Source organism: Clostridium sp. CS1-1, assembly GCF_056135525.1.
On record NZ_CM148680.1, the window covers coordinates 4,853,038 to 4,878,476 of the forward strand.

Annotated in this window: 25 protein-coding genes and 6 tRNA genes; 6 read left to right on the forward strand and 25 right to left on the reverse strand. The window is 31.6% G+C overall.

Annotated features, from left to right (window positions below):
- Positions 1–237: 237 nt before the first annotated feature.
- The 25 genes from AC0N0V_RS22965 to purR form a co-directional block, all read right to left on the reverse strand.
- Positions 238–314, reverse strand: a tRNA-Met gene (locus tag AC0N0V_RS22965).
- Between the two features lie 11 nt (positions 315–325).
- A tRNA-Met gene (locus AC0N0V_RS22970) sits at positions 326–401 on the reverse strand.
- 5 nt (positions 402–406) lie between these two features.
- Positions 407–495: transfer RNA gene (locus tag AC0N0V_RS22975), tRNA-Leu, on the reverse strand.
- A gap of 6 nt (positions 496–501) precedes the next feature.
- Positions 502–578 (reverse strand) — tRNA-Met (locus AC0N0V_RS22980).
- Positions 579–589: 11 nt separating this feature from the next.
- A tRNA-Met gene (locus tag AC0N0V_RS22985) sits at positions 590–665 on the reverse strand.
- A 5-nt stretch (positions 666–670) separates the two neighbouring features.
- Positions 671–759: transfer RNA gene (locus tag AC0N0V_RS22990), tRNA-Leu, on the reverse strand.
- 140 nt (positions 760–899) lie between these two features.
- Positions 900–1,313, reverse strand: coding sequence for a S1 domain-containing RNA-binding protein (locus AC0N0V_RS22995; protein WP_474461230.1), 414 nt, complete (start codon positions 1,311–1,313; stop codon positions 900–902).
- A 66-nt stretch (positions 1,314–1,379) separates the two neighbouring features.
- Positions 1,380–1,652, reverse strand: coding sequence for an FtsB family cell division protein (locus AC0N0V_RS23000; RefSeq protein ID WP_474461231.1), 273 nt, complete (start codon positions 1,650–1,652; stop codon positions 1,380–1,382).
- Between the two features lie 80 nt (positions 1,653–1,732).
- The gene (gene yabQ, locus AC0N0V_RS23005; protein ID WP_474461232.1) at positions 1,733–2,143 is read right to left on the reverse strand and encodes a spore cortex biosynthesis protein YabQ; all 411 of its coding nucleotides are present in this window, start codon (positions 2,141–2,143) and stop codon (positions 1,733–1,735) included.
- 8 nt (positions 2,144–2,151) lie between these two features.
- On the reverse strand, positions 2,152–2,442 hold the full coding sequence (gene yabP / locus AC0N0V_RS23010) for a sporulation protein YabP (protein WP_474461233.1): 291 nt from the start codon (positions 2,440–2,442) through the stop codon (positions 2,152–2,154).
- Positions 2,443–2,511: 69 nt separating this feature from the next.
- On the reverse strand, positions 2,512–2,772 hold the full coding sequence (locus AC0N0V_RS23015) for an RNA-binding S4 domain-containing protein (protein ID WP_474461234.1): 261 nt from the start codon (positions 2,770–2,772) through the stop codon (positions 2,512–2,514).
- A 68-nt stretch (positions 2,773–2,840) separates the two neighbouring features.
- Complete coding sequence (locus AC0N0V_RS23020) at positions 2,841–3,215, reverse strand: HU family DNA-binding protein (protein ID WP_474461235.1); 375 nt, start codon at positions 3,213–3,215, stop codon at positions 2,841–2,843.
- Between the two features lie 13 nt (positions 3,216–3,228).
- Positions 3,229–4,674, reverse strand: coding sequence for a bifunctional methyltransferase/pyrophosphohydrolase YabN (yabN, locus tag AC0N0V_RS23025; protein ID WP_474461236.1), 1,446 nt, complete (start codon positions 4,672–4,674; stop codon positions 3,229–3,231).
- 14 nt (positions 4,675–4,688) lie between these two features.
- Positions 4,689–6,224 (reverse strand): putative polysaccharide biosynthesis protein, encoded by a 1,536-nt coding sequence (locus tag AC0N0V_RS23030; RefSeq protein ID WP_474461237.1) that lies wholly within the window; start codon positions 6,222–6,224, stop codon positions 4,689–4,691.
- A gap of 207 nt (positions 6,225–6,431) precedes the next feature.
- Positions 6,432–6,986, reverse strand: a complete 555-nt coding sequence (spoVT, locus tag AC0N0V_RS23035) for a stage V sporulation protein T (RefSeq protein WP_474461238.1) — start codon at positions 6,984–6,986, stop codon at positions 6,432–6,434.
- Positions 6,987–7,151: 165 nt separating this feature from the next.
- Positions 7,152–8,174 (reverse strand): peptidylprolyl isomerase, encoded by a 1,023-nt coding sequence (locus AC0N0V_RS23040; protein ID WP_474461239.1) that lies wholly within the window; start codon positions 8,172–8,174, stop codon positions 7,152–7,154.
- A 77-nt stretch (positions 8,175–8,251) separates the two neighbouring features.
- Positions 8,252–11,773 carry a transcription-repair coupling factor gene (gene mfd, locus AC0N0V_RS23045; protein WP_474461240.1) on the reverse strand — a complete coding sequence of 1,174 codons (3,522 nt, stop codon included), beginning with the start codon at positions 11,771–11,773 and terminating at the stop codon, positions 8,252–8,254.
- A 29-nt stretch (positions 11,774–11,802) separates the two neighbouring features.
- Complete coding sequence (gene pth, locus AC0N0V_RS23050; RefSeq protein ID WP_474461241.1) at positions 11,803–12,366, reverse strand: aminoacyl-tRNA hydrolase; 564 nt, start codon at positions 12,364–12,366, stop codon at positions 11,803–11,805.
- Positions 12,367–12,504: 138 nt separating this feature from the next.
- Positions 12,505–13,683 carry a S1C family serine protease gene (locus AC0N0V_RS23055; RefSeq protein WP_474461242.1) on the reverse strand — a complete coding sequence of 393 codons (1,179 nt, stop codon included), beginning with the start codon at positions 13,681–13,683 and terminating at the stop codon, positions 12,505–12,507.
- A gap of 77 nt (positions 13,684–13,760) precedes the next feature.
- Complete coding sequence (locus AC0N0V_RS23060; RefSeq protein ID WP_474461244.1) at positions 13,761–15,170, reverse strand: sensor histidine kinase; 1,410 nt, start codon at positions 15,168–15,170, stop codon at positions 13,761–13,763.
- Complete coding sequence (locus tag AC0N0V_RS23065) at positions 15,171–15,857, reverse strand: response regulator (protein WP_474461245.1); 687 nt, start codon at positions 15,855–15,857, stop codon at positions 15,171–15,173.
- A gap of 233 nt (positions 15,858–16,090) precedes the next feature.
- Positions 16,091–17,050, reverse strand: coding sequence for a ribose-phosphate diphosphokinase (locus tag AC0N0V_RS23070; protein WP_474461246.1), 960 nt, complete (start codon positions 17,048–17,050; stop codon positions 16,091–16,093).
- Between the two features lie 19 nt (positions 17,051–17,069).
- Complete coding sequence (gene glmU, locus AC0N0V_RS23075) at positions 17,070–18,440, reverse strand: bifunctional UDP-N-acetylglucosamine diphosphorylase/glucosamine-1-phosphate N-acetyltransferase GlmU (RefSeq protein WP_474461248.1); 1,371 nt, start codon at positions 18,438–18,440, stop codon at positions 17,070–17,072.
- 227 nt (positions 18,441–18,667) lie between these two features.
- The gene (gene spoVG, locus AC0N0V_RS23080; RefSeq protein ID WP_474461249.1) at positions 18,668–18,955 is read right to left on the reverse strand and encodes a septation regulator SpoVG; all 288 of its coding nucleotides are present in this window, start codon (positions 18,953–18,955) and stop codon (positions 18,668–18,670) included.
- Positions 18,956–19,056: 101 nt separating this feature from the next.
- Positions 19,057–19,872, reverse strand: a complete 816-nt coding sequence (purR, locus tag AC0N0V_RS23085) for a pur operon repressor (RefSeq protein WP_474461250.1) — start codon at positions 19,870–19,872, stop codon at positions 19,057–19,059.
- Positions 19,873–20,184: 312 nt separating this feature from the next.
- Between purR and murC the strand changes: the two genes are divergently transcribed.
- The 6 genes from murC (at position 20,185) to ahpC (ending at position 25,432) form a co-directional block, all read left to right on the forward strand.
- A complete protein-coding gene (murC, locus tag AC0N0V_RS23090) occupies positions 20,185–21,567 on the forward strand; it encodes a UDP-N-acetylmuramate--L-alanine ligase (protein ID WP_474461251.1) in 1,383 nt (460 codons plus the stop codon).
- 76 nt (positions 21,568–21,643) lie between these two features.
- Positions 21,644–21,958, forward strand: coding sequence for a hypothetical protein (locus AC0N0V_RS23095; protein WP_474461253.1), 315 nt, complete (start codon positions 21,644–21,646; stop codon positions 21,956–21,958).
- Positions 21,959–22,010: 52 nt separating this feature from the next.
- Positions 22,011–23,357, forward strand: coding sequence for a [Fe-Fe] hydrogenase large subunit C-terminal domain-containing protein (locus AC0N0V_RS23100; RefSeq protein ID WP_474461255.1), 1,347 nt, complete (start codon positions 22,011–22,013; stop codon positions 23,355–23,357).
- 98 nt (positions 23,358–23,455) lie between these two features.
- Positions 23,456–24,109: an HAD family hydrolase gene (locus tag AC0N0V_RS23105; protein ID WP_474461256.1), complete on the forward strand. Its 654-nt coding sequence runs from the start codon at positions 23,456–23,458 to the stop codon at positions 24,107–24,109.
- A gap of 87 nt (positions 24,110–24,196) precedes the next feature.
- A complete protein-coding gene (locus tag AC0N0V_RS23110; protein WP_474461258.1) occupies positions 24,197–24,607 on the forward strand; it encodes a hypothetical protein in 411 nt (136 codons plus the stop codon).
- A gap of 261 nt (positions 24,608–24,868) precedes the next feature.
- Positions 24,869–25,432, forward strand: a complete 564-nt coding sequence (ahpC, locus tag AC0N0V_RS23115) for an alkyl hydroperoxide reductase subunit C (RefSeq protein WP_474461260.1) — start codon at positions 24,869–24,871, stop codon at positions 25,430–25,432.
- Positions 25,433–25,439 lie beyond the last annotated feature (7 nt).

Below are 25,439 nucleotides of genomic sequence, written 5' to 3' on the forward strand. Positions count from 1 at the left end.
CTATTTTTGTTAAAATTCAACATCATATTATATACTATTTAGTAATTAAAATGAATTATAAGATTTATTGTATTTTGCTGGATAACTAACTACTCCTTAGACTATAATGGTTATAACCTGTTTAATTGATAAATTAAAGCTATCCTAGATGTGTTAAATGTCACTAAATTACTTAGTTTATTTCTACGAAATGAAAATGATATAAATAAAAAAAGATCTGTGATATCTCACAGATCTTGGTAGCGGAAATAGGACTTGAACCTACGACACTTCGGGTATGAACCGAATGCTCTAGCCAGCTGAGCTATTCCGCCATGTATTAAATTGGTTGCGGGAGCAGGACTTGAACCTACGACCTTCGGGTTATGAGCCCGACGAGCTACCAACTGCTCCATCCCGCGATATTTGGTGCTGAAGACCGGAATCGAACCGGTACGGGTTTTAAGGCCCGCAGGATTTTAAGTCCTGTGCGTCTGCCAGTTCCGCCACTTCAGCGTTATATGGTAGCGGAAATAGGACTTGAACCTACGACACTTCGGGTATGAACCGAATGCTCTAGCCAGCTGAGCTATTCCGCCACGTATTAAGTTGGTTGCGGGAGCAGGACTTGAACCTACGACCTTCGGGTTATGAGCCCGACGAGCTACCAACTGCTCCATCCCGCGATATTTGGTGCTGAAGACCGGAATCGAACCGGTACGGGTTTTAAAGCCCGCAGGATTTTAAGTCCTGTGCGTCTGCCAGTTCCGCCACTCCAGCACTACTGTCATTTGATTTTCATCTCCTGACGACATAATCAATTATATATCATATATTACTAACTGTCAACTAACTTTTAAACTTTATTTTTATTTTTTTATTTTTAAATATAAAAGAGGCCACTATTAGCCTCTTATATTTTAATAATTCGAACTTCTCTTGTATCCTTTTCCTCTTGAATCTTGATGTTTCTTTAAATCTTGAAATCTTTCTTCACTATCTTTTAAGAATTTAGATATCCTATCCTCAAAATTTCCTTGTTGAGATTGCTTACCTTTTTCCTTAGACCAATCTATTTCCATTGGTCTAAAACTCTTTTTATCTGGCATAGCTTGCTTTATTGATAGGCTTATTTTCCCATTGTCATCTACTGAGATCACTTTAACTTTAACTTTATCCTTTTCCTTCAGATGATCTCTAATATTTTTTACATAAGTATCTGATACCTCAGATATATGAACTAATCCTGTTTTGCCTTCAATTTCTACAAAAGCTCCAAAACTAGTAATGTTAACTACTATTCCTTCTAGTATGCTTCCTGCCTTTAAGGTCATATTAATAAGACTCCTCCTTAAAATAATATAATATTTATATATAAATTTAAAATGTAAAACTAAGTATTAATTTTTACTGTCTATTACAGGAGTCTCGCCTTGCTTAATAAGACCCAACCTCTCTCTTGCTAGCTTCTCTATATACATGTCTGACTTAGACATCTTTACTTCATCCTGTAATTTCTGATTTTTATCTTTAACTTTTAGTTCCTCTACCTTTTTATCAGCAATTTGATTCTTTATTTTCTGCATAGTTACTTGCTGACTTATGAATACATATAATACATAACAAATTATTAAAGTAAAAATCACATTTTTTCCTTTGATTTTCTTACTCATATATAATCACCAATTTCCTAAACGGGATTATTTTAAAAACATCTAATTATATTTTAGTTTGATTTTGAGTTTTCTTCAAGCTATTTTTTATAATTTCCTTTATTTTTTGTTTTAGCACCATAAATTAGTAATTGGAAAGGGTATAGTATAAAATTTCTAGTAACTCTAAAAGCTTTACCTAATACCTTAAATATTTTATATTGAGACTTTATAAAAATTCTACTAAACAATTTTATATATAAATATACACCAATGGCTATGCACATATATACATACATACCTATATAAGCATAATTTGTATATAGTAAGAATATAAATACTATTACAGATGTAAATATCCAAAATAAAGTATCTTCTATAAAAACAACTATTTTGTTGATATTACTAAATCCCCTTATTAATCTATAAAAATCAAATAATATACCTGTTAGTATACCTGCAGCAAGACTAAATATTACTAATCTAAATTGTTCATTTATTGATATTACCATAGCTGCTCCTATTTAAATAGTCTTGATAACAGACTTTGCTTTTCTTTTTTATTCTCACTATTTGTATATACGCATGAATTTATCGTCCCAATTATTACTACATCTCCATTTTGTACATCTAGTTTATTCATCTTAAGTCCTGACCCTTTGATATTAAGAGTACCTAAACTAGTATTTAACACTATTTGATCTTCATTAAAGCTTACTACTTCAACTACTCCATTTAGCGTTAACTTTTTTCTATTCTCAAGATTTAGAGTGCTTTTTTTTTCTTCTATTCTTACTTCTTTCTTCTCCATAACATCCCCTCCACTTGTAATTAATATATGCTGTGAAGTAGGATAATATTACTTATGCAATTAATAGCACTATTCCTGATCTTCTTCTCCAGAAATAATTTCATACATTCCCTGAGCACTTTCTTTCGTAACATGTTGAGTTATATTAATAATTTTAGCTTTTAAAGATCTACTAGCATACTGTATTTCAATAATGTCACCTTCCTTTACTTCTGTACCAGGTTTAGCGACTTTACCATTTATGCTTACTCGGCCACCTTCACAAGCCTCTTTCGCTACAGTTCTCCTTTTTATTATTCTTGATACCTTAAGATATTTATCTAACCTCATGATACTCTCTCCTTAATTAAAACAAAAAACCTAGATTTACACCCAGGCTTTTTGGAAATAATTTTTAATTACTTATTTACTTTATCTTTAAATTCTTTACCAGCTTTAAACACTGGAACAGTTGATTCTGGAATTGTTATCTCTTCTTTTGTTCTTGGGTTTCTTCCAACTCTTGCGGCTCTATTTCTCGTTTCGAATGTTCCAAATCCAACTAATTGAACTTTATCTCCTTTTTCAAGCGCCTCTTCAACACTTTCTATAAATGCTTTTAAAGCTGCTTCTGCATCTTTTTTTGTTAACTTTGACTTTTCTGATATACTTGTGATTAATTCTGACTTATTCACTGTTTTTACCTCCTTAAAATTGAGTATGCTTATACAACAGCATACTAGCTTATTCTGCAAAGAATTAAAAAATCCTTCTTTTTTATGGATTTTTTGCATATAAATCTAAAACCTACTTTTTCTTAGCCTCTTCCCAAAGTGCATCCATTTCTTGTAATGTCATATTCATCATATCAACACCTTTAGATTTAGCTATTTTTTCTATGTATGCGAAACGATTTATAAACTTCTCTATAGTATAATTTAATGCAAACTCAGGGTCAATGTCAAGGAATCTTGCAACATTTACGGAAGCAAATATCAAATCTCCTATTTCTTCTATTATTTTTGCCTCATCTTTCCCTTTATATACATTCTTTACTTCATAATATTCTTCTAAAACCTTTTCTAATGCACATTCTACCCTGTCCCAGTCAAAACCTACTTTAGCTGCTTTTTTTTGAACCTTTTCCGCTCTCATTAAAGCTGGAAGACTTTTTGCGATATGTCTAAGTTCCTCTGTGTAACTCGTAAGACCTTGTTCCTTTTTCTTGATACTATCCCAGTTAACTAAAACTTCTTCCGATGTATTTACATCTACCTCTCCAAAAACATGAGGATGCCTGTTTATCATTTTATTACAAATGCCCTTAATTACATCATTTATATTAAAAAAACCTTCTTCTTTACCAATCTGGGCATGAAATACAACTTGAAGCAACACGTCTCCTAGCTCTTCCACAAGCTCATCATCATCTTTCTCATCTATTGCCTCTAATACTTCATAACTTTCTTCTACTAAATATCTTTTTATACTTTCATGCGTTTGTTCCTTATCCCAAGGACATCCATTTTCTGACCTTAACTTATCCATTATATCTAACAAATCATTAAAGTCTCTAGCGATATCTTGTTCCTTAGGAACATATATAGATGTCAAGTAGTCTATATCTTCTTGTCTATCTAATTCGTATAAAGGAATTTTTCTTATACTTTCCATACTTTTAATTCCTGCTGCTCTTACAAAATATAATTCTGTATCATCATTATAATATTCCATTAAAGCAAGCTTTACCTCAGATGCAATATATTTATCATAAACTTGAGTTATTATAGTTCCTACTCTTTTATCTAATAATTGGTTTTTTATATCAAAGGCGTCTAAAATTTTTATTCCTTCTATTGGATCTATCCTTAAACTTTCCATAACTGCATCTACAAAACTTACTGCAGTCATTAATTCTGACTCTATACATTTATCTTCGCATATCTTTAATAGTATACTTACAGACTTTTCTGCAACTAAAGGATGCCCTGGTACAGCATATACTATGTTTTTGAATTCTGCATGTTTCTTTACTAAATCTTCAGCAATAGATTTATAAACTTCATCAAAATTATCCGCTTTATCATACATGTAATCATAAGTTTCAAACTTTATATTGCTATCCCTTAAATACTCTACAGTTGGGTGTTTCTCTGTTCTTAAATAAATTTTTGATGAATCTTTTAAGGCCTCTAAGGTTCCTATAGTTAAAGCTTCCTTAGCTCCTGGACCTAATCCAACTATTCTAATCATTTGTAATCACTCCTTTATCTTCTAAGAAACCTGCTTTTTATATAGTCATACTTAAATATTCCAAATATAACTACTAAAACGGTGTATATAACTATTCCAATAAATATAGATAACAAGCAAGCTATTCTACTACTCATTATATAATTATAAACATTCATGTAGATAATTATAACACATATTACCATCAAAAGAGATGCAAATAGAGGTTTTAACATCACTTCAAATAAACTTATGCTTACTTTTAATTTTCGTCTTAATAAATTCATATTCAAAGTTGAAGCAATAATATAGCCTACTGTACTCCCTATTACAGCTCCATAAATATTGATAAATGGTATCGGCACTAAAAAAAGTGTTATAACTACCTTTAGTACGCAGCCAATACCTAGATTAATTACTGGCCAAATATAATGTCCCACACCTTGTAGAATAGATGTAGAAGTTTGAGCTATTATTATAAAAGGAACAGATATTGCTGAATATTGTAGTATCTTAAAGCCGTCAGACTGTCCTGGAAACAGTAAATCTAGAATAGGGTATGCAAGGCTATATAACCCTAAGCAAGAAGGTAGGGCTATAATCATTGAAGTCTTAAGCGCTAAGTCTACCTTACTTATTACCTCAAATCTTTTATTTAATATATGAGATTCTGCAATTATTGGCACTAATGATGCGCATAGTGCTGCTGATAGGGTAAGGGGAACATTAATTAAAATGAATGCTTTACCCGTAAGCTGTCCATATAATATCGTAGATTCTCTATATGTGAATCCTGCCTGCAATAATTTTTGGGGAACTAGTGCAGAGTCAATAAGACTCATAACGCTGCTTACTGCTGCCCCTAAAGATACAGGAATTGCTATCCACAATAATTTACTTAGTACATCTACATTATCTCTAACTTTCTTTATCTTAAATTCTTTCCTTACTTTAACATATCTAACTAGGAGGTATATTCCCCCGAAGATTCCTCCTGCTGCGGCACCAAGAGCGGCCCCACCTGCTGAATACTCAATTCCCATTGGCAAAAGTGCATAAGCTAGTCCAACTCCAACAACAACTCTTCCAATTTGCTCTATAACTTGGGAGACTGCAGTATAATTCATATTTTGAAGCCCTTGGAAAAAGCCTCTAAAAGCGCTCATTACTGATATAAATATAGGTGCAAAAGCAATAGCTATTAATGAATAATAGGACTTATTATCCCACTTTAAAAACTGAATAATAGGTCTTGAAAAGATAAGAAGCACAGCTGTGAACCCAATTCCCATAATAACCATGAGAAGCATAGCCTTTTTAAGAACCAGGATTGCTCCTTCATCATCATTGAATGCCTTTCTTTCTGAAACCATCTTTGATATCGCCACTGGCACACCTGACGCTGCAGCAATAAAAAACATATATAGTGGAAATGACATTTGGTAGTAACCTACTCCTTCATCACCAATAAGCATTTGAAGAGGCCACCTAAAAAATAATCCTAAAAATTTTGATAATATTCCTGCAATCCCTAGTATAAATGTCCCTCTGATAAGTGATTGTTTTTTCATAAAAAATACCCCCGAAACAATATAGTGACAAGCACCTTGTCTTAACGTTTTTCACTTTAAAGCTTAACTAAATTATAATTTATTTCTATGTCTATAATTATTTTAACTTTAGGGGTATTATTACTTAGTAAGTGAATATTTTTATTATTAATGTCAATAATCTTTTATGAATGAAATAAATAAAAATGGCAGCATTGCTGCCATTGTTTATTGCTCCATTTGTTTTCCCAAGAAGGATGACGCAGTTTCAGCTAATTTGACTTCTACATCACTGAATTTTACACCCTCATCTTTAGATACTATAATTACGGCTCCAATTGCGTCTCCTTCGGCTATAATAGGTGAAAATACTTGTGCTGAATACTTGCCTTCAATCTCTTCATCATCATATACTGATACTGATTTTTCCCTTCCTTCTCCAAAAGAGACTGTTTTTCTATCATCTATTATCTTTTCAACTTCATTACTAACTTTCTTTTCTAAATATTCTTTTTTTGTTGACCCACTTATTGATATTATGCTATCTTTATCACATATCATAACTATATGACCTATAGTCTGCTGTAGTGACTCTGCATACCCTTTTGAAAAATCACTTAACTCTCCAATTGGAGAATATTTTTTAAGTATAACTCCACCTTCTCTATCAGTAAAAATCTCGAGAGGATCTCCTTCTCTTATTCTAAGAGTTCTTCTTATCTCCTTTGGTATAACTACTCTTCCTAAGTCGTCTATACGTCTAACAATACCTGTTGCTTTCATTTTGTCGTACCTCCTCAAAAATAATATAAATATCACTTGTGCTAATATTATCTTTCTAAATATGAAATTTTATACACAATTGTTATTTAAATTAGGATATTCTTGTAGAAACCAAAAAAATTAAGTGTTAACATCCTAAGATATCAACACTTAATCCTTTAAATTCTATGAAAGGTTATTCTCATATACTTTTATTTTAGCAGCTTTTTTCCACTCATCAATCTTCTGTGAAACTATTTTTTGCTTTTCTTCATTCTCAAGTTGTTTTCTTATTTCATCCTTTACAGTATCAAATTTTTTAGCTGGATATTCTTCCTTTTTGATTGCTTTTATAATATGATATCCAAACTGCGTTTGAACTGGAGCTGAAATAGATCCTTCTTTTAGTGCTATAGCTGCAGACATAAATGTAGGGTCAAATCCTGAATCAACATAAGGTACAGTACCTAAATCTCCACCTTTATCCTTTGAACCAGGATCTGTTGATACCTCTTTGGCAACCTTTGCAAAATCTTCCCCTTTATCAAGTCTTTCTTTTACCTTCTTAGCCTCATCCTCAGTTTTAACTAATATATGTGCTAGGTGTATTTTGTTAGGTTTTTCGGAATATTTCATTTTGTTGGTATTGTAATAATCCTGAACTTTTTTATCATCAACCTTTACATCTTTTGAAAGATTATCACTAACATTCTTTTGAATTTGTTGATTTCTCAATTGACTTAAAAACATTGCCTTTAATGATTGTTCAGTAAAACCTTCCTTTTTTAAAACGTCCTCAAACTTAGATCCACTACCTTCAATCTGCTTTTTAGTTTCATCATATTGTTTATCAACATCTGCCTTTAACTTTGATTCATCAGGAAGCAGTTTCATTTCCTTTGCTTTCTGCTCTATAACTTTTTCGGTTACCATATTATCTACAATTTGTTGTCTTTGAGTTTTTAAGTTTCCTTTTACCTCTTCATTCTTTTCATAGTTCTCTCCATACTGTTGCTTAACTTGAGCTATTAATTGCATCATTTCTGGATTCTTATCTAGTTCTGCTCTAGTAATTTTTTCTCCATTTACAGTCGCTACAGGACTTTTTGCTATCGCTTCTGGTGTTTTTTCTATCATATTACAACCAACAGCTGAAAATGCAAACATAGTTATTAGTACTGTACTAACTAATTTTTTTATATTTGTCACAATGTATTCCCCCACTCTTTTGTATTATTCTAGACCAATATAACTAATTTTAACATAAAAATATTTTTACTACAAAATTATTTTTGCTCTTGTATTCTAACCATATATTCCATAATTTCTTTTATATTTTGAATTAACTCCTCTCTTTTTACATCATTAAGCTTATAGCCCACTCCAGGCTTATCGCCCATCTTTATAACAATTTTCTTATTATAATCTTTTAATAATGCCCTAATCACATTCTCATCGATTCTTCCCTGACTTTCAAATATAACTAATATCTCTCCCTTTCTCTCTTTTATTTCTTCTACACCAAGCTTTTTGCCCATACTTCTTATATATGATATATTCATAAGATTTACAACTGAATCAGGTATAGTAGAGAATCTATCTTCTAATTCTTCCTGTATATCAATCATATCTTCTAGTGAGTCTATCGCTGCTATTTTCTTATAGACTTCTATCTTTTGGACTTCATCTTTTATGTAGTTACTTGGAATATATGCATCCACTTTTAATTCCACAGTAGTTTCTACAGGTTCCTGGTCTATCTCACCCTTTACTAATTTGATTGTATCTTCAAGCATTCTGCAATATAAATCGTATCCTATAGATGCCATATGCCCATGTTGAGAGTCCCCCATCATATTGCCAGCGCCTCTTATCTCTAAATCCTTTAAAGCTATCTTAAACCCTGAGCCTAATTCCGTAAAGTCTTTTATAGCCTTAAGTCTCTTTTCAGCTACCTCTGTTAAAATCTTATCTTTTCGATAGGTTAGATAACAGTACGCTATTCTATTGCTTCTACCAACTCGACCTCTTAGTTGGTATAATTGAGATAATCCCATTTTATCCGCATCAAAAATTATCATAGTATTTACATTCTGAATATCCATACCAGTTTCTATAATAGTTGTAGCTACAAGAACATCGTACTCATTCTTCATAAAATCTACGATTATATTCTCTAGTTCTCTCTCTTGCATCTGACCGTGAGCTACTGCAACTCTTGCCTCCGGAACTAATTTTGATACATATGCTGCCATCTCTTTAATATTTTCAACTCTATTATGAACAAAATAAACCTGTCCGCCTCTATTAAGCTCTCTAAGAACTGCATCTCTTATGAGTTGATCATTATATTCCACAACATAAGTTTGTATTGGATGTCTTTCTTGGGGAGGAGTTTCAATTACACTTATATCCCTAACCCCTACGAGAGACATATGGAGAGTTCTAGGTATAGGTGTCGCACTCAATGTCAAAACATCTACATTTTTCTTAAACTTTTTAATTTTTTCTTTATGAGTAACTCCAAACCTTTGTTCTTCATCAATTATTAAAAGTCCTAAATCCTTAAACTGAATATCTTTTTGTAGTATTCTATGAGTTCCTATAAGTATATCTACTTCTCCATCCTTTACAGCTTTAATTGTAGATTTTTGCTGGGCAGTAGTCCTAAATCTACTTACCATATCTATTTTCACAGGAAAATCTGAGAATCTCTGCACAAAGTTATTATAATGTTGCTGTGCAAGTATTGTAGTTGGCACTAAAAAAGCTACTTGTTTTCCGTCCATTACTGCCTTGAATACAGCTCTTATAGCTACCTCGGTCTTTCCATATCCCACATCTCCACATAAAAGCCTATCCATAGCTTTATCCGATTCCATGTCTACCTTTATATCATTTATAGCTGAAAGCTGATCTGGAGTTTCTTCATAAGGAAATTCGTCTTCAAATTGCTTTTGCCATACGGTATCTTTTGAATATTTATATCCCTTTAATGTAGACCTTACCGCATAAAGCTTAACCAAGTCCTCAGCTATAGCCTCTATAGACTTTTTAACCTTTCTTTTCGCCTTGGCCCACTCACTACTGCCTAACTTATTTATCTTTGGAGTTTTACCCTCTGTACCTATATATTTTTGAACCATATCAAGCTGTTCTACCGGAACATATAATTTGTCGTCTGAATCATAAATTACTTCAAGATAATCCTTTTTATGTCCATCTAACTCTAGCTGCTTTATTCCCTTATATACGCCGATACCATGGTTTGCGTGAACTACATAATCCCCAGGTTTTAATTCTGAGAAACTTTTAATTTTACTTACACCTTTTTTCGATGACTTAGTAGTGGTTTTTCTTTTAGCCTCACCGAAAACCTCTTTGTCTGAAATAACACACATTTTTAGCTCAGGATATTCAAAACCCTTTAATTGACTACCAAAGGTTATGACTACTTCACCTGCTTGTATATCATTTATTACATCCTTATATGAACTTTCTATATTGCTATCTCTTAAAGTATTTACAAGTCTTTCCCCTCTTGGCCTTGTACCAGAAAGTATAATAATCTTGTACCCTCTACTTTTCTTATCTTTTATATCATCTATCAGCAAATCCATTTGTCCATGATAGTTATGGAGTGTAATTTGCGAGAAGCTTACTATAGCCCTTGGTGGTAAAACCTTTGTTGATTTTGCTATAGCATCTAGTGTTATAGTTTCTTTTTCTTTTAATTCAGAAAATATATTTTGCTTATTTAGTAAAAGATCGATTTGTTTAGGTAAGATATTTCCCCTTTGAAGGAATCCTTTATAATTCTCTTCAAATTCAAAATACACGCTATCAATCTTTCCACTACATCTTTGCATATCATCTATAACTATAAAATAATCATCAGCATAATCTAAAAAAGATGAAGGTTTATCATAGAAGTATGGAAGAAAACTGTCTATAGTTTCAAAACTCCAATTTTCTCTTAGGAGCTCTAAATTCTTACCGATAGTCTCTTGAATCTTCTCCATAGCGTCTTTATTCTTACTCGTCTTAAGCTTACCTAGAATAGAATGTAAGTCTTTTTCTATATTCTCATAACCTTTTTTGATTCTTTCACCGTCTAATATCATCTCCTTAGCAGGAAATATTTCAACACTTGCTATCTTTTCAATACTCCTTTGTGATTCTAAATTAAAACTTCTAATAGAATCAACTTCATCTCCAAAAAGCTCTATTCTATAAGGTTCCACAGATGTCGGAGAATATACATCCATTATACCTCCTCTTATAGAAAATTGACCTTTCCCATCCACAATTTCAACTCTTTCATATCCACATTGCACAAGCTTCTCACTTAACTTATCTAAATTCAAAGCATCTCCTATATTGATATTGAATGTATAATCTCTATACAGATTAACTGGAATATAACTTGATGCTAATGCTTCTATAGAGGTAACAACTACCTTTTTGCTCTTATTAAGCATTTCTTTTATCACTTTAAGTCTTTCCCACCTTAAGTCACCTGATATAGCATCAATATTATAAAATACAACTTCTTTTGTAGGAAAGTAATAAACTTGTGGTATATAAAAAGATAAATCTTCATATAACTTTCTAGCTTCTACATCACTGTGTGTAAGAACTAGAAAAGGCTTGTCTAATTCTTCATACACTCCATCAATTAAATAACTTCTTGCAGATTCTGAAAGCCCAAACACTCCTATTGGGAACTTACTGGCTTCTATACTGCTTACTATATTCTTAAACTCTCTACTACCTTTAAGAGGTTTAAAAAGCCCGTTTAGTCTCATTTCAACAACCACCCTATCAAATTACATCTTTATATTTTAAAACCGTTAAACCTATTCATTGCTTCTTCTGTTCCATTGCTTATAATAACTTCTACTGCATCTATACTAGTTTTAAAAATTTCTTGAAGTTTTTCCTGCTCCTCTTTAGAGAATCTCCCTAATACATGAGCTACTAAATCTGCCTTAGGCTGTCCTACTCCTATTTTAATTCTCGGAAAAATATCATTCCCTAGATTAGAGATAATACTTTTTATTCCGTTATGCCCTCCAGCACTTCCTTGTGGCCTTATTCTAATCCTTCCAACATCTAAACTTATATCATCGTATAAAACTATTATATTTTCATTTTTTATTTTATAGAAGCTTACTACCTCTCTTATACTTTCTCCACTTAGATTCATAAATGTACTTGGTTTTAATAATATCACTTTGTTCCCATATATATTTCCTTCTCCATACATCCCCTTAAATTTTTCCCTGTTAATAGGTATATTATACCTATCACTCATTAAATCTATAGCGTCAAACCCTACATTATGTCTAGTATGTTCATATTGTTTTCCTATATTTCCTAGTCCTGCTATTAAAAACATCTTTTCACTCCCTATAATTTTCCTTTATACATCTACCTGTCTATAGCAATTTTCTTAATTATAAAAATAGCCCGTAAATCGCGCTATATTATATATTATACTAAAAGACATGAATAATAAAGAGACCATTAAGCCTCTTTATCTATTTTTTTCTTTCACCTCTGAAAGAATAATATTTACTTCTATTGTTTTTCCACTTCTCCAAACCTTACTTATTATAGAATCACCAATTTTATGCTTATCTAAAATATCTGCTAAATCTTCAAACTTACTGATTTTGTTACCATCTAGTTCTAACATAATGTCAGTAGGTTTAATTCCTGCAAGCGAAGCACCACTTCCAGTAACTACTTCTGTTACATATATACCTTGAATATTATTTCTTTGGGATACCACATATTGGCCATATATTCCAAGAAAAGGCCTAGCTACCTTTCCATAATCCATAAGCGACTTTATTATGTCCTTTGCTTCATTTATTGATATCGCAAATCCCATTCCCTCCGCATTTTGCTCTGATCCCATTTTTAAGCTATTTATTGCTATAACTTCACCAACCTCATTGCAAAGAGGTCCCCCGCTATTTCCTGGATTAATAGCTGCATCAGTCTGAAGAACCTTGTATATAGCTCCTCCATATTGTATTCTCCTATTTAAAGCACTTACTATACCTGCTGTAACAGAACCTGCAAATTCCTCTCCTAATGGATTTCCTATAGCAATAGCTAAATCTCCTACCTTGACCTTAGAAGAATCTCCAAAATTGGCTATGGGCAAGTTTTGTGCATCTATTTTAATAACAGCTAAATCTGACCTTGGGTCAGCACCTACTACATTAGCATTTAGAATCTTGCCACTAGAAAGCTTTACCGTAACTCTAGTAGCCCCTTCAATAACATGATTATTAGTAACTATATAACCATTAGGGTCAAATATTATACCTGAACCACTTCCTATATCCTGAAGCCCGAAGAATCCTTCGGCCTTATTGCTTATTCCAACAACTGTAGGCCCAACAACTTCAGCAACCTTTGTTATTGCATTTTTGGGTATATCAGATGTTTTAGTTTTACTTATTTCTTCTTTCGGTTCAATTAGTGATTGATTATTTGGCATACTATTAGAATACCTTTTATTTATAACGTAGCTTCCGGATATTCCCCCAGAGATTGCTGCTATTAGTATAAAAATTACCCCTTTTACTAAAGCCTTAAGTCTAACATTTTTTCTTCTACTTGTAAAATTTATTTCACCTTTATCATTATCTATGCCTTTCCACCTAGCATCTTTTATTTCACGAGTTCCATTATCATCCATATATTTGCACCTCATAACCCATCATTTTAGAAATATTATAAAAATTTTAAGTATTTATCAATAAATTTAATAATTGCCTATATCCTCTTTAATGTAAAAGTGAATATAACCCCTTGGGGTTCCTTATTCTCAACCCATATATCTTCCCCAAGTTGTGTAAGTATACTTCTAATGATGGATAACCCAAGTCCAGTACTTACCTTTGATGTTCTCGATTTATCTGCTTTATAAAATCTATTCCATATATACTTTATATCCTCATTTGCAATATTAGGTCCATCATTAAATACAGATACTAAAGCTTTTTCCCCCTTAGTTCTAGTACTTATTTTAACATTTCCACCTTCCCCTACATACTTTATTGCATTATCTATAAGATTCGTTATTACCTGAGTTATTCTATCCCTGTCGGCTGCTACATAAAGCTTATCATCATGCATCATTACATCTACTTTTAGCTTTTTTTCCTTTATCTTTGTTTCAAATTTTATTACACAAATTCGTACTATTTCGTTAATATCTAATTCTTCTATTCTAAGCTTAAATTGACCTGCTTCTATAGATGATAAATCTAATAAGTCATTTACTAACCGTGTAAGCCTTTGAATTTCTTCATAAGCAACAGATAAATAGTATCTTTCTTTCTCTTTTGGAATAATTTCATCTAATATTCCACCAATAAATCCTTTTATAGAAGTTATAGGTGATCTTATTTCATGAGATACATTTGATATAAATTCTCTTCTATTTTTTTCTACTTCCTCTAATGAATCTGCCATGGAATTAAATGAGCTAGCTAAGGTTCCAATTTCATCATTAGACCTAATGCTCACCCTCTTGTCTACCTCTCCCTTTGATATCTTATCTGCTACATAATTAATTTGCTCTAGGGGTCTTACGATTATCCTTTGGGAAAAATAGTATATTACTATACAAGAAACTATAATAGCGAAAATAGCAGATATCCATATTATTTCATAAACCCTTTTTAATGGTCCCTTTAATTCATTTATTGAGGTATGCATCATTATGGCCCCGTTAAACATACCTTTTGAAAAAATGGGTATTTCAAAAGTATGTACAGATCCTTTAAATATATTCTCGTAAATTCCCCTTCTCTCAACAGTGTGCCCAATTCTTAATTCCTCTAGCTCTTTAGTAAGCATTTGCGTTCCTATAAGTTTTTTGTGGTCACTTTTTGAGACTGCGTATATATATCCATAGTTATCAACAAGCCATATATCTGTAGACAAGTAATTACCTATGTAGGTTAGTGTTTCATTTATTTTATCTGGTGAAATATTTCCCTGTAAATATTGAACAGCTGCGGTACTAATAAATTGCGACTCTGTCTCCAATTGACCTTTTCTCTGCTCAAAATAGTAACTTTCAAACCAATAGGATAGGAATGCTGCAGTCATTACAAAACTGACTGCAATAATTACCGTAAAAGTGGCTACTAACTTTGGAAACAAACCTTTCTTCATTTATTTCACCTCAAATTTATATCCTACTCCCCATACTGTTTCTATTTGCCAATTAGGTCCACCTTGAAGTTTTTCTCTAAGTCTTTTTACATGTACATCTACAGTTCTTGAATCTCCTGGATAATCATATCCCCACACTTCACATAAAAGTTGTTCTCTCGTAAATACCCTGTTTTTATTACTTGACAAATAATATAGCAATTCAAATTCCTTAGGAGGCATTTTTATCTCTTCCTCCTTATAAACTACTGTATATGAGTTAATATCAATATTTAGTTGTTCAAACTTTAGAACTTCCTTATTTTCATTATCAATATTATATCTTCTCAAAACAGCCTTAATCCTTGCCAGTAGCTCCTTTGGTTCAAATGGTTTAACTATATAATCGTCCGCTCCGAGTTCAAGTCCCAATACCTTATCGAAAGTTTCACCTTTAGCAGTTAACATAATAACTGGAACTTCATGATCTTTTCTTATCCATTTAAGAACATCAATGCCATCAACATGAGGAAGCATGATATCAAGCAACACTAAATCAGGTTTATAATCTATAAATGCTTCTTGCGCTTCCTTCCCATCATGAGAAACCCGCGTATTATAACCTGCACTTTCAACATACATTTTTATCACTTCGCATATATTAGCATCATCATCTACAATTAAAACTTTTCCTATTGAGCCTTCCATTTTATATCTCCTCTCATTATAACTTTATTTTATTAATAAAATATCCTAAAAATTAAATACTATTATTTAAAAACTTAACTGATTTCTAAAAATAATATATATCTCTATATATAATTTATCATATGTTTTGTATATAGTAGTAGTATATGCTTAAAAAGTTACAAATAATTTACTATATGAGAATAACAAAAAGCATGCAGAATCTATTTACTCTACATGCTTTTTGTTATCTATTAGTCTTCAAATAGCTTACTAACTGGACTATCTTCATATATTCTTTTTATAGCCTCAGCAAATACAGGTGCTACTGATAAAATCTTAAATTTATCTATCATTTTATCTTCTGTCAAATCTATAGTATTTAGCATTACTAATTCTTTTATAGCCGATTCTTTTATTCTATCTATCGCTGGGCCAGATAAAACAGCATGTGTACAACAAGCATAAACTTCCTTTGCACCCATCTTAACTAGAGCATTTGCCCCATTTGTTATAGTACCAGCTGTATCTATCATATCATCTACTAATATTACAGTTTTATCTTGAATATCACCAATAACATTCATTATTTCTGATACGTTTGCCTTAGGTCTTCTTTTATCAATTATTGCAATTGGAGCATGTAGCTTATCTGCAAATTTTCTAGCTCTTGTTACACTTCCAAGGTCAGGCGAAACGACAACTACGTCTTCTCTTTCTGCAAATCCTTTTTGCACAAAATACTTTGAAAGTATAGGTGCTCCTAGTAGATGGTCTACTGGTATATTGAAATATCCTTGAATTTGTGCTGCGTGTAAATCCATTGTTAAAACTCTGTCTGCACCAGCTGCAGTTAATATATCTGCAACTAATTTTGCTGTGATTGGATCTCTCGCTTTTGCTTTCCTATCTTGTCTTGCATAACCATAGTACGGCATTACGGCTGTTATTCTACCAGCTGAAGCTCTTTTAAATGCATCAATCATAATAAGCAGTTCCATCATGTTGTCGTTAACTGGATTATTTGTAGATTGAATTATAAATACATCTGTACCTCTAACTGTTTCGTTAACATCAACAGATATTTCACCATCACTAAATGTAGAAACCTTTGCATCACCAACAGATGATCCCAATATATCAGCAATATCTCTAGCTAAATCAGGATGTGAGTTTCCTGAAAAAATCTTAATGTTTTTACCATGAGTTATCATGTGTAGTCCTCCTAAAATCTTATTTTTTTAACCCTTTTTTCTCGACCCAGCCTTCTTTGTTGACTTGTTTTGCTCTTGCAATAGCTAATGCTCCTTCTTGTACCTCTTCTAAAATAGTTGAACCTGCTGCTATGTATGTATCATTATTAATCTTAATTGGAGCAACTAAATTTACATTACATCCTATAAACGCGTTATCCCCAATTATAGTTTTATGCTTAGCCTTACCATCATAATTTACTACGACTGTTCCACAACCAAAGTTGCATCCACTTCCAACCTCTGCATCACCAATATAAGTTAAATGTGAAACTTTAGTTTTATCTCCGATAGTTGATTTTTTGATCTCAACAAAATCACCTATTCTAGCAGATTTTCCAATAACACTTTCTGGCCTTATATACGCAAATGGCCCTACTGTAGTATTGTCACCTATTGTACTTTCTAATATTACTGAATTTTGAATTGTAACACTTTTTCCTATTGAGCTATTTTCTATCCTAGAATCAGGATATAACATACATCCCTCTTCTATAACTGTTCTTCCTTGTATCACGTTTCCAGGATATATTATAGTATCATTGCCTATTTGAACATCTATATCTATATATGTATCTTCAGGATTTATCAATGTAACTCCATTTTCCATATGCTTTAGGTTTATTCTTTTTCTCATAACCTTTTCTGCATCTGAAAGCTGGGCTCTTGAATTTATTCCCATCGTTTCTTCAAAAGGTATAGATAGGGCTGCAACCTTTTCGCCTTCACTCTTTAGAATACCTATAACATCTGTTATATAATATTCTCCTTGAGAATTATTATTATTTAGTTTATCTAAACTCTTTAGTAAATACTCTATATCAAAGCAATACATTCCAGCATTTATTTCATTTACTCTAAGTTCTTCCTCTGAACAGTCTTTATGTTCTACTATTTTTAGAACTTCATCAGCATCCATTCTCACTACTCTACCATATCCCGAAGGATTGTCTACTATAGAAGTTAATATTGTAGCTTTATAGTTTCCCTTTTCATGGAAAATAAGGAGCCTTTTTACTGTATCCTCTGTAATTAAAGGAGCATCTCCTGTAAATACTGCCACCGTCCCTTTCCTTGAAGCTAAAAACTCTTTTGCACACATTACTGCGTGACCAGTTCCGAGTTGCTTATCTTGCAGCGAATAGAATACACCTCTTTTTTCAGTAGATTCTTTTACCTTATCTGCTCCTCTTCCTATAATTACATTTATGTCATTTATTCCTGAATTTTTAATAACATCGATAACCACATTAACCATTTCTTTGCCACAAACTTTATGAAGTACTTTAGGAATAGAAGATTTCATCCTTTTTCCTTCTCCAGCTGCCAATATTATAGCACAATTATACATTATAACACCTCTTTACGGTCATAATCTTACATTTTTCTATCTTATATTATAAAAACATCCCTTAATATTATATTTTATATATAAATTATTTTCAACCTTATAGTGAATTTTTATAAAGAATTTCAGAAATCAATTCACGATTTATAAGGTAAAATTATATTGGAATTTTACTATTTTATAATAAATTATAAAATAATAAAAAGGAGTACTCCTACTCCTTCTCATTGTTATTCTGCTACGTCTTCAGAAACTATTTCTTCATTTTTAGCTTTTTCATATTCTTCTAAAATTGACTTTTGTATTTTTTCTCTTGTCTGAGTGTTAATCGGATGTGCAATGTCTTTAAATTCTCCATCAGGAGTCTTTCTACTAGGCATTGCTATAAAAAGCCCATTCTGACCTTCTATAACCTTAATATCATGAACTACGAATTCATTATCAAAGGTTACTGAAACAATAGCTTTCATTTTGCCTTCAGCAGCAATCTTTCTCACTCTAACGTCTGTAATTTGCATATAAAATCCACCTCCAAGATGCTTATGTATATATTATTCTTCACATTTTATATTTTTCCTTCTTATTTCCTGAAAAAACATTTAATTTTTCGAAAATTTTATTATTTGAACATTTTTGAAGGAAATAATAATGCTTCACCATTTTCATCGATACCTTCAAAGTCTACTATTGATACATAATCTTGCACTAATTTCTTAGGAATTTCTACGTTATCTATTAATACGCCTATTCCTAAAAGCTCACTTTCGAACTCCTTTAGCAAGTCTATTATGCCCATAGCAGTTCCCCCAGCCTTCATAAAGTCATCTACAAATATACACTTACTTCCTTTATTCATCGCCTTTTTTGACAATGACATAGTTTGAATTCTTCCACTTGAACCAGAAACATAGTTTATACTTAATGTGGATCCTTCTGTAACTTTTGTTTCTCTTCTAACGACCACAAGCTGTACGCCTAACATTTTAGCTACTTCGTAAGCCAATGGAATACCCTTTGTTTCTACAGTTACTACATAATCTATATTCTTGTCAATAAAAGATGAAGCAAGTATTATTCCAGCTGAATGTATTATCTGAGGATTAAACATCACATCTGTCATGTATAAAAAATTCCCTGGTATTATTCTTTCTCCATTTTTCAAAATAATACATAGTTTTTCAGCAAATTCCTTACTTTTTTCTATAGATAATCCGCATACATATCTTACGCCTCCAGCTGCACCTGCTATAGTCTCTATTCTTCCCATAGATAATCTACCTAAAATTTCCTTAACTACAACTAAATCTTCGCTTACGGTAGACTTTGCAGCATTAAACATTTCTGTAAAACTACTCAAATTTATGACCTTATTAGGATTTTCAATTAGTATCTTCGTTATTGCTGATATCCTTTGATTTCTACTAAACTTATCCATACTCTCACCTATCTATCTAAAATTTACGAATAATATCGAAATAATTATGTGTTATTATTCATATTCTATTCTAAATTTAATATATAATCAATACTTTATTATATTAATTGCAATTTCTTCATAAGTATTTATTAAACAAGGTTGAAAACAATTTCAGATTATAGTAATTTCTAAATTTAATTTAAGTAAACCTTACTTAAAAGATATAAACAGTTGAAATAAAAATTTTGTAGATGTATTTTTTTGATTTATTTTTGTATATAATTATTAAATGAGGTTATTCTTACTAATTGATTAAGGGAGATGATTTTGTTGTCATTTGATTTTATAAAGGATAAAAATAAAAAGATACATTTTATAGGTATCGGCGGAATAAGTATGAGTGGACTTGCCGAAATTTTAATGGAAAGAAACTTCAAAGTATCTGGTTCAGACATGAAGTCCTCTACAATAACTGACAAATTAGCTAAAGATGGTGCTGAAATTCACATAGGTCAATCTAAAGAAAACATAACAGAAGATATAGACCTAGTCATATATACAGCGGCTATATCTGATGAAGATCCAGAGCTTTTAAGAGCTAAAGAACTTAAAATTCCAACAATAACTAGAGCCGAATTTTTAGGATATATAATGAAAGGGCATAAGTATAATATAGCTATATCCGGTACCCACGGCAAAACTACTACTACTTCTATGGTATCTCACATATTCTTGGATGCCAATTTAGATCCTACTATACTTGTAGGGGGGCAGTTAGATATTATAAACGGAAATGTTCGACCAGGAAAAAGTGACTACTTTATAACCGAAGCATGTGAATATAAGGGTTCTTTCTTAGAGTTTTTTCCTTATTTAGGCGTGATATTGAATATAGATGCGGATCACTTGGATTACTACAAAGATATAGATGATATACAAAACGCATTTATAAATTTTGCAAAACTTATTCCTGATGATGGATATTTAGTATGTTATGCGGATGATGAGAGAATGAATAATGTTATTTCTAATGTTAATTGTAATATCTTAACCTATGGAATAAATCATGGAACTATCAGAGCTAAAAATATAGAGTTTAATACTAATGGTTGTGCAAACTTTGATATTTACAAAGATACTGAAAAACTCTTCTCTGTTCAGCTTGCTGTTCCTGGTAATCACAATGTATTGAATGCCTTAGCAAGTATATGTACAGCACTTAGCTTAAACGTCCCAGCAGAAAGTATAGTTAAAGGTCTAGAGAGCTTTAAAGGTACTCACAGAAGATTTGAGTTAAAGGGTGTAAAAAATGATGTTACAGTTATAGATGATTATGCTCATCATCCAACTGAAATTAAAGCAACTTTAAGTGCTGCAAAGAATTACCCTCACAAGAAAATATTCTGTGTATTCCAACCTCATACTTATTCAAGAACAATAAACTTATTTACAGAGTTTGTTGAGGCCTTTGACGAAGCAGATGAACTTATACTTGCAGATATATATGCAGCAAGAGAAAAGGACACAGGTATAGTAAGTTCTACTATGCTTGGAGATAAGATAAGAGAAAGAAAAGTAAAATGTTCTAATTTTCATTCCTTTGATGAAATAGTTTCTTATTTAAATGAAAAATCAGAACCTGGTGATATAATTCTAACTGTAGGTGCGGGAGATGTAAATAAAATAGGAGAACTATATCTATCTAAAAAATAATTTAAAACCATAAAAACGCGTAAAATCCTTCAACATGGTAATAATATAATTTATAACCAGTTGGAGGTGTTTTACTATGAGAAACTTTTTAATATCCGCTTTTGTAGATATAATCTTGATTCTAATTTCCTATTTCCTATTTAGAAAAATAATTAGTGGCCCTACAAGACATAGACTTTATGAGAAATTTTTTAGTTCCTTTGCAAAATTTATAATTTATATTTTTATAGTTTCAATCGGTATAACTGGGCTTACTGCTCTTGTGCTATATAGGACTTGGTTTATAGCTTATATAAATATAGTTGCCCCAGCATTAGTTTCAGTTTTAGTAGGTTTTCTTATGTCTACAGTTCCTACAAGAGGTATCGGTGATCCTGAAGAAAAAAAATAAGTGTTACCCTAAAAGTAGTGACATAAACAAAAAGTTTCCAAGGAGTGTTATTATGAAGGCAAAATATAGTGATTTATTTAAAAGCATAGTAAGTTCATATTATGAGGATAAATTTGAAGAAAGAATAAACGAAATTCTATCCCAGGACAATATAGATAAAGAAGGCTTATGTAGGGTTATTTCCTCTCTTTGCGGAACAGGTATAACTTATAGTGAAAACTTTATTAATGATTTAAAAGATTCAATAAAATCATATGAAGCGAATCACAAAATAGTAAACAAAATCAAGCACTGTACTATGGACTGTTCAGATGTTAACGGTGAAACTATGTGTCAAAAATCATGCCCTTTTGATGCAATATTTATTGATAAAGAAAAAAATACAAGTGTGATTGATCCTGAAAAATGTACAGATTGTGGTTTTTGCGTAGAGGCCTGTCCCACAGGAGGTATCCTTGATAGAGTTGAATTTGTTCCTCTTTTAGATTTATTTAAGAGTAATCATCCAGTAATCGCTGCAGTGGCCCCTGCAATAATCGGTCAATTTGGCGAGAATATTACTATCAATCAATTAAGATCTGCCTTTAAACAAATAGGATTTACAGATATGGTGGAAGTAGCATTTTTTGCAGATATGCTTACACTAAAAGAAGCTATTGAGTTTGATCATTTCGTAAAAAAGCGTGAAGACTTAATGATAACCTCTTGTTGTTGCCCTATGTGGGTTGGAATGCTTAAAAGGGTTTATAATGATTTGGTAAAATATGTTTCTCCATCAGTATCTCCTATGATTGCATCTGGTAGAGTAATGAAAGCGCTAAATCCTAATTGCAAAGTTGTATTTATAGGACCTTGTGTTGCTAAAAAAGCTGAAGCCAAAGAAAAGGATCTCCTAGGAGATATTGATTTTGTTCTAACATTTGCAGAAGTAAAAGATATTTTTCAAGCATTAAACATAGATCCTTCTAAACTGGAGGAAGATCTATCGACCGAGTATGCTTCCAGAGGAGGAAGACTTTATGCTCGTACAGGCGGAGTATCTATAGCCGTATCAGAAGCAATAGAACGATTGTTTCCAGAAAAATACAAACTATTAAAAACGATCCAGGCAAATGGTGTAAAGGAATGCAAAGAGATTCTTGAAAGCGCTAAAAATGGTACTGTAGATGCAAATTTTATAGAAGGAATGGGCTGCATAGGTGGATGCGTAGGTGGTCCTAAAGCAATTATTCCAAGAAAAGAAGGAAAAGAACATGTAGATAATCTCGCTGATAGCTCAGAAATTAAAGTACCTATAGATAGTTATTATATGATTAAATTTTTAGACGAGTTAGAAATTGAATCTGTAGAAGACTTTAAAAACGAAAAGAAAATAGAAATATTCGAAAGAAACTTTTAATTATTAAATAGTTCCCTCCCTCTCTATTCGTTAGAGAGGGGGGGAACTATAATTTACATTCTCTTGTTTCATTGTTATACTAAAAACGAGGTGATATTATGCTGAAAAATATTAAGGGCGCTATTTTCGACATGGATGGAACTCTAATTGATTCTATGTGGGTCTGGAGTAAGATTGATATAGAATACTTAAAGAAGAGAAATATAGAATTACCCAAAAATTTGAAAGAAGAAATAGAACATATGAGTTTTTCAGAGGTAGCTCAATATTTTAAAAACAGATTTAATCTTAATGATACCATTGAGGATATTCAAAAAGAATGGAATGACATGGCATTACATCATTACGCTAATGATGTAAAATTAAAACCTGGGGTAAAAGAATTTTTATCTCTATTAAGATTAAAGGGAGTAAAAATAGGACTAGCTACCAGTAACTGTAGACCACTTATCGAAATAGCATTAAGAAATAATAATATATATGACTTTTTTGATTCAATAAGTACTACTGATGAAGTAATAAGAGGAAAGGACTTTCCCGATATATATTTACTTGCAGCTAAAAAACTAAATTTAAGACCTGAAGAATGTGCAGTATTTGAAGACATACTTCCAGCTGTTAAAGGTGCTAAATCAGCAGGCATGGTAGTTATTGGTGTACATGATCTTTACTCGGAATATCAAAAAGAAGAGATTATAAATCACGCTGATATGTATATTTCAAAATATGAGGATTTATCTAAAGTAGTTTAACTTATTAAATAAAGGTTTTTATTAACTGACAGCTTTTTCATTTATCATGAATATACTATTATTGAATAAGTTTTTGGAGGAATATATATGCTAGCATTTCTATTTACTTTACTTGTAATTGTAGCTTTATGTACGTCATATTACTTTACCAATAAAATGACAAATCAAAGAAAGCAAATTTTGCTTCTAAAATATCAAAATAATAATCTTAAGAAAAGTACAAAAGTGAAAAAAAGTGAAAGTTTAACTATAGAATATATTTTTCCGAATAACTCTGAAGGCAAGATAGTAAAAAAATGTGAGTTATTTATATCTCCTTTATCTGATTCTCCAGTTTTAAATACTCTAGAAGAAGATACACTTGTACAAATACATGATAGCTCAAAAATTAATAATGAATTATGGTATGAAGTTTCTATAACATCTGATAAAAGGATTAATTCAAAAGGTTGGATAAAAGAATTTAACTTATACTTATGTGAATCAGCAATTCAATAATAAAAAAGTGACAAGCAATAGCGCTGTATATTCTTGTCACTTTTTTATTTTATAATCTTATACTACAATTTCATTCCTCTGCGGCAATTATCCTCTTATGTCTTAAACAACTATTAAAATAAATCGTGGTAAATTTCTTGACAAGTAAGATTTTATTTGTATAATTAATATTAATTGATAATTATTATTAATTAAGGCTTTTATTATGTACTATCCAACCTTATTATAATTCTAAGATTAAATTTAGGAGGGAAATTTATTATGTCATTAATTGGAACTGAAGTGAAACCATTTAAATCACAAGCTTATCAAAACGGAAAGTTTGTAGAAATTACAGACGCAGATCTTAAAGGAAAGTGGAGTGTAGTTTGTTTTTATCCTGCAGACTTTACATTTGTATGTCCAACTGAGTTGGAAGATTTACAAAACAATTATGAAATACTAAAGGAGCTTAATGTTGAGGTTTATTCCGTTTCAACAGATACTCATTTTACACATAAAGCATGGCACGATAGCTCAGAAGCTATTAGGAAAATTACTTATATTATGGTCGGTGATCCTTCACATACACTATCTAGAAACTTCGATGTACTAATTGAATCCGATGGTCTTGCTGATCGCGGTACTTTTATCATAGATCCAGACGGTATAGTTCAAGCTGTTGAAATTAATGCTGGTAATATTGGTCGTGATGCAAGCGCTCTTATTAATAAAATCAAAGCAGCACAATATGTTAGAAATAATCCTGGTGAAGTTTGCCCAGCTAAATGGAAAGATGGTAGTGCAACACTTAAGCCTAGTCTTGACCTTGTAGGAAAGATCTAACTGGTAA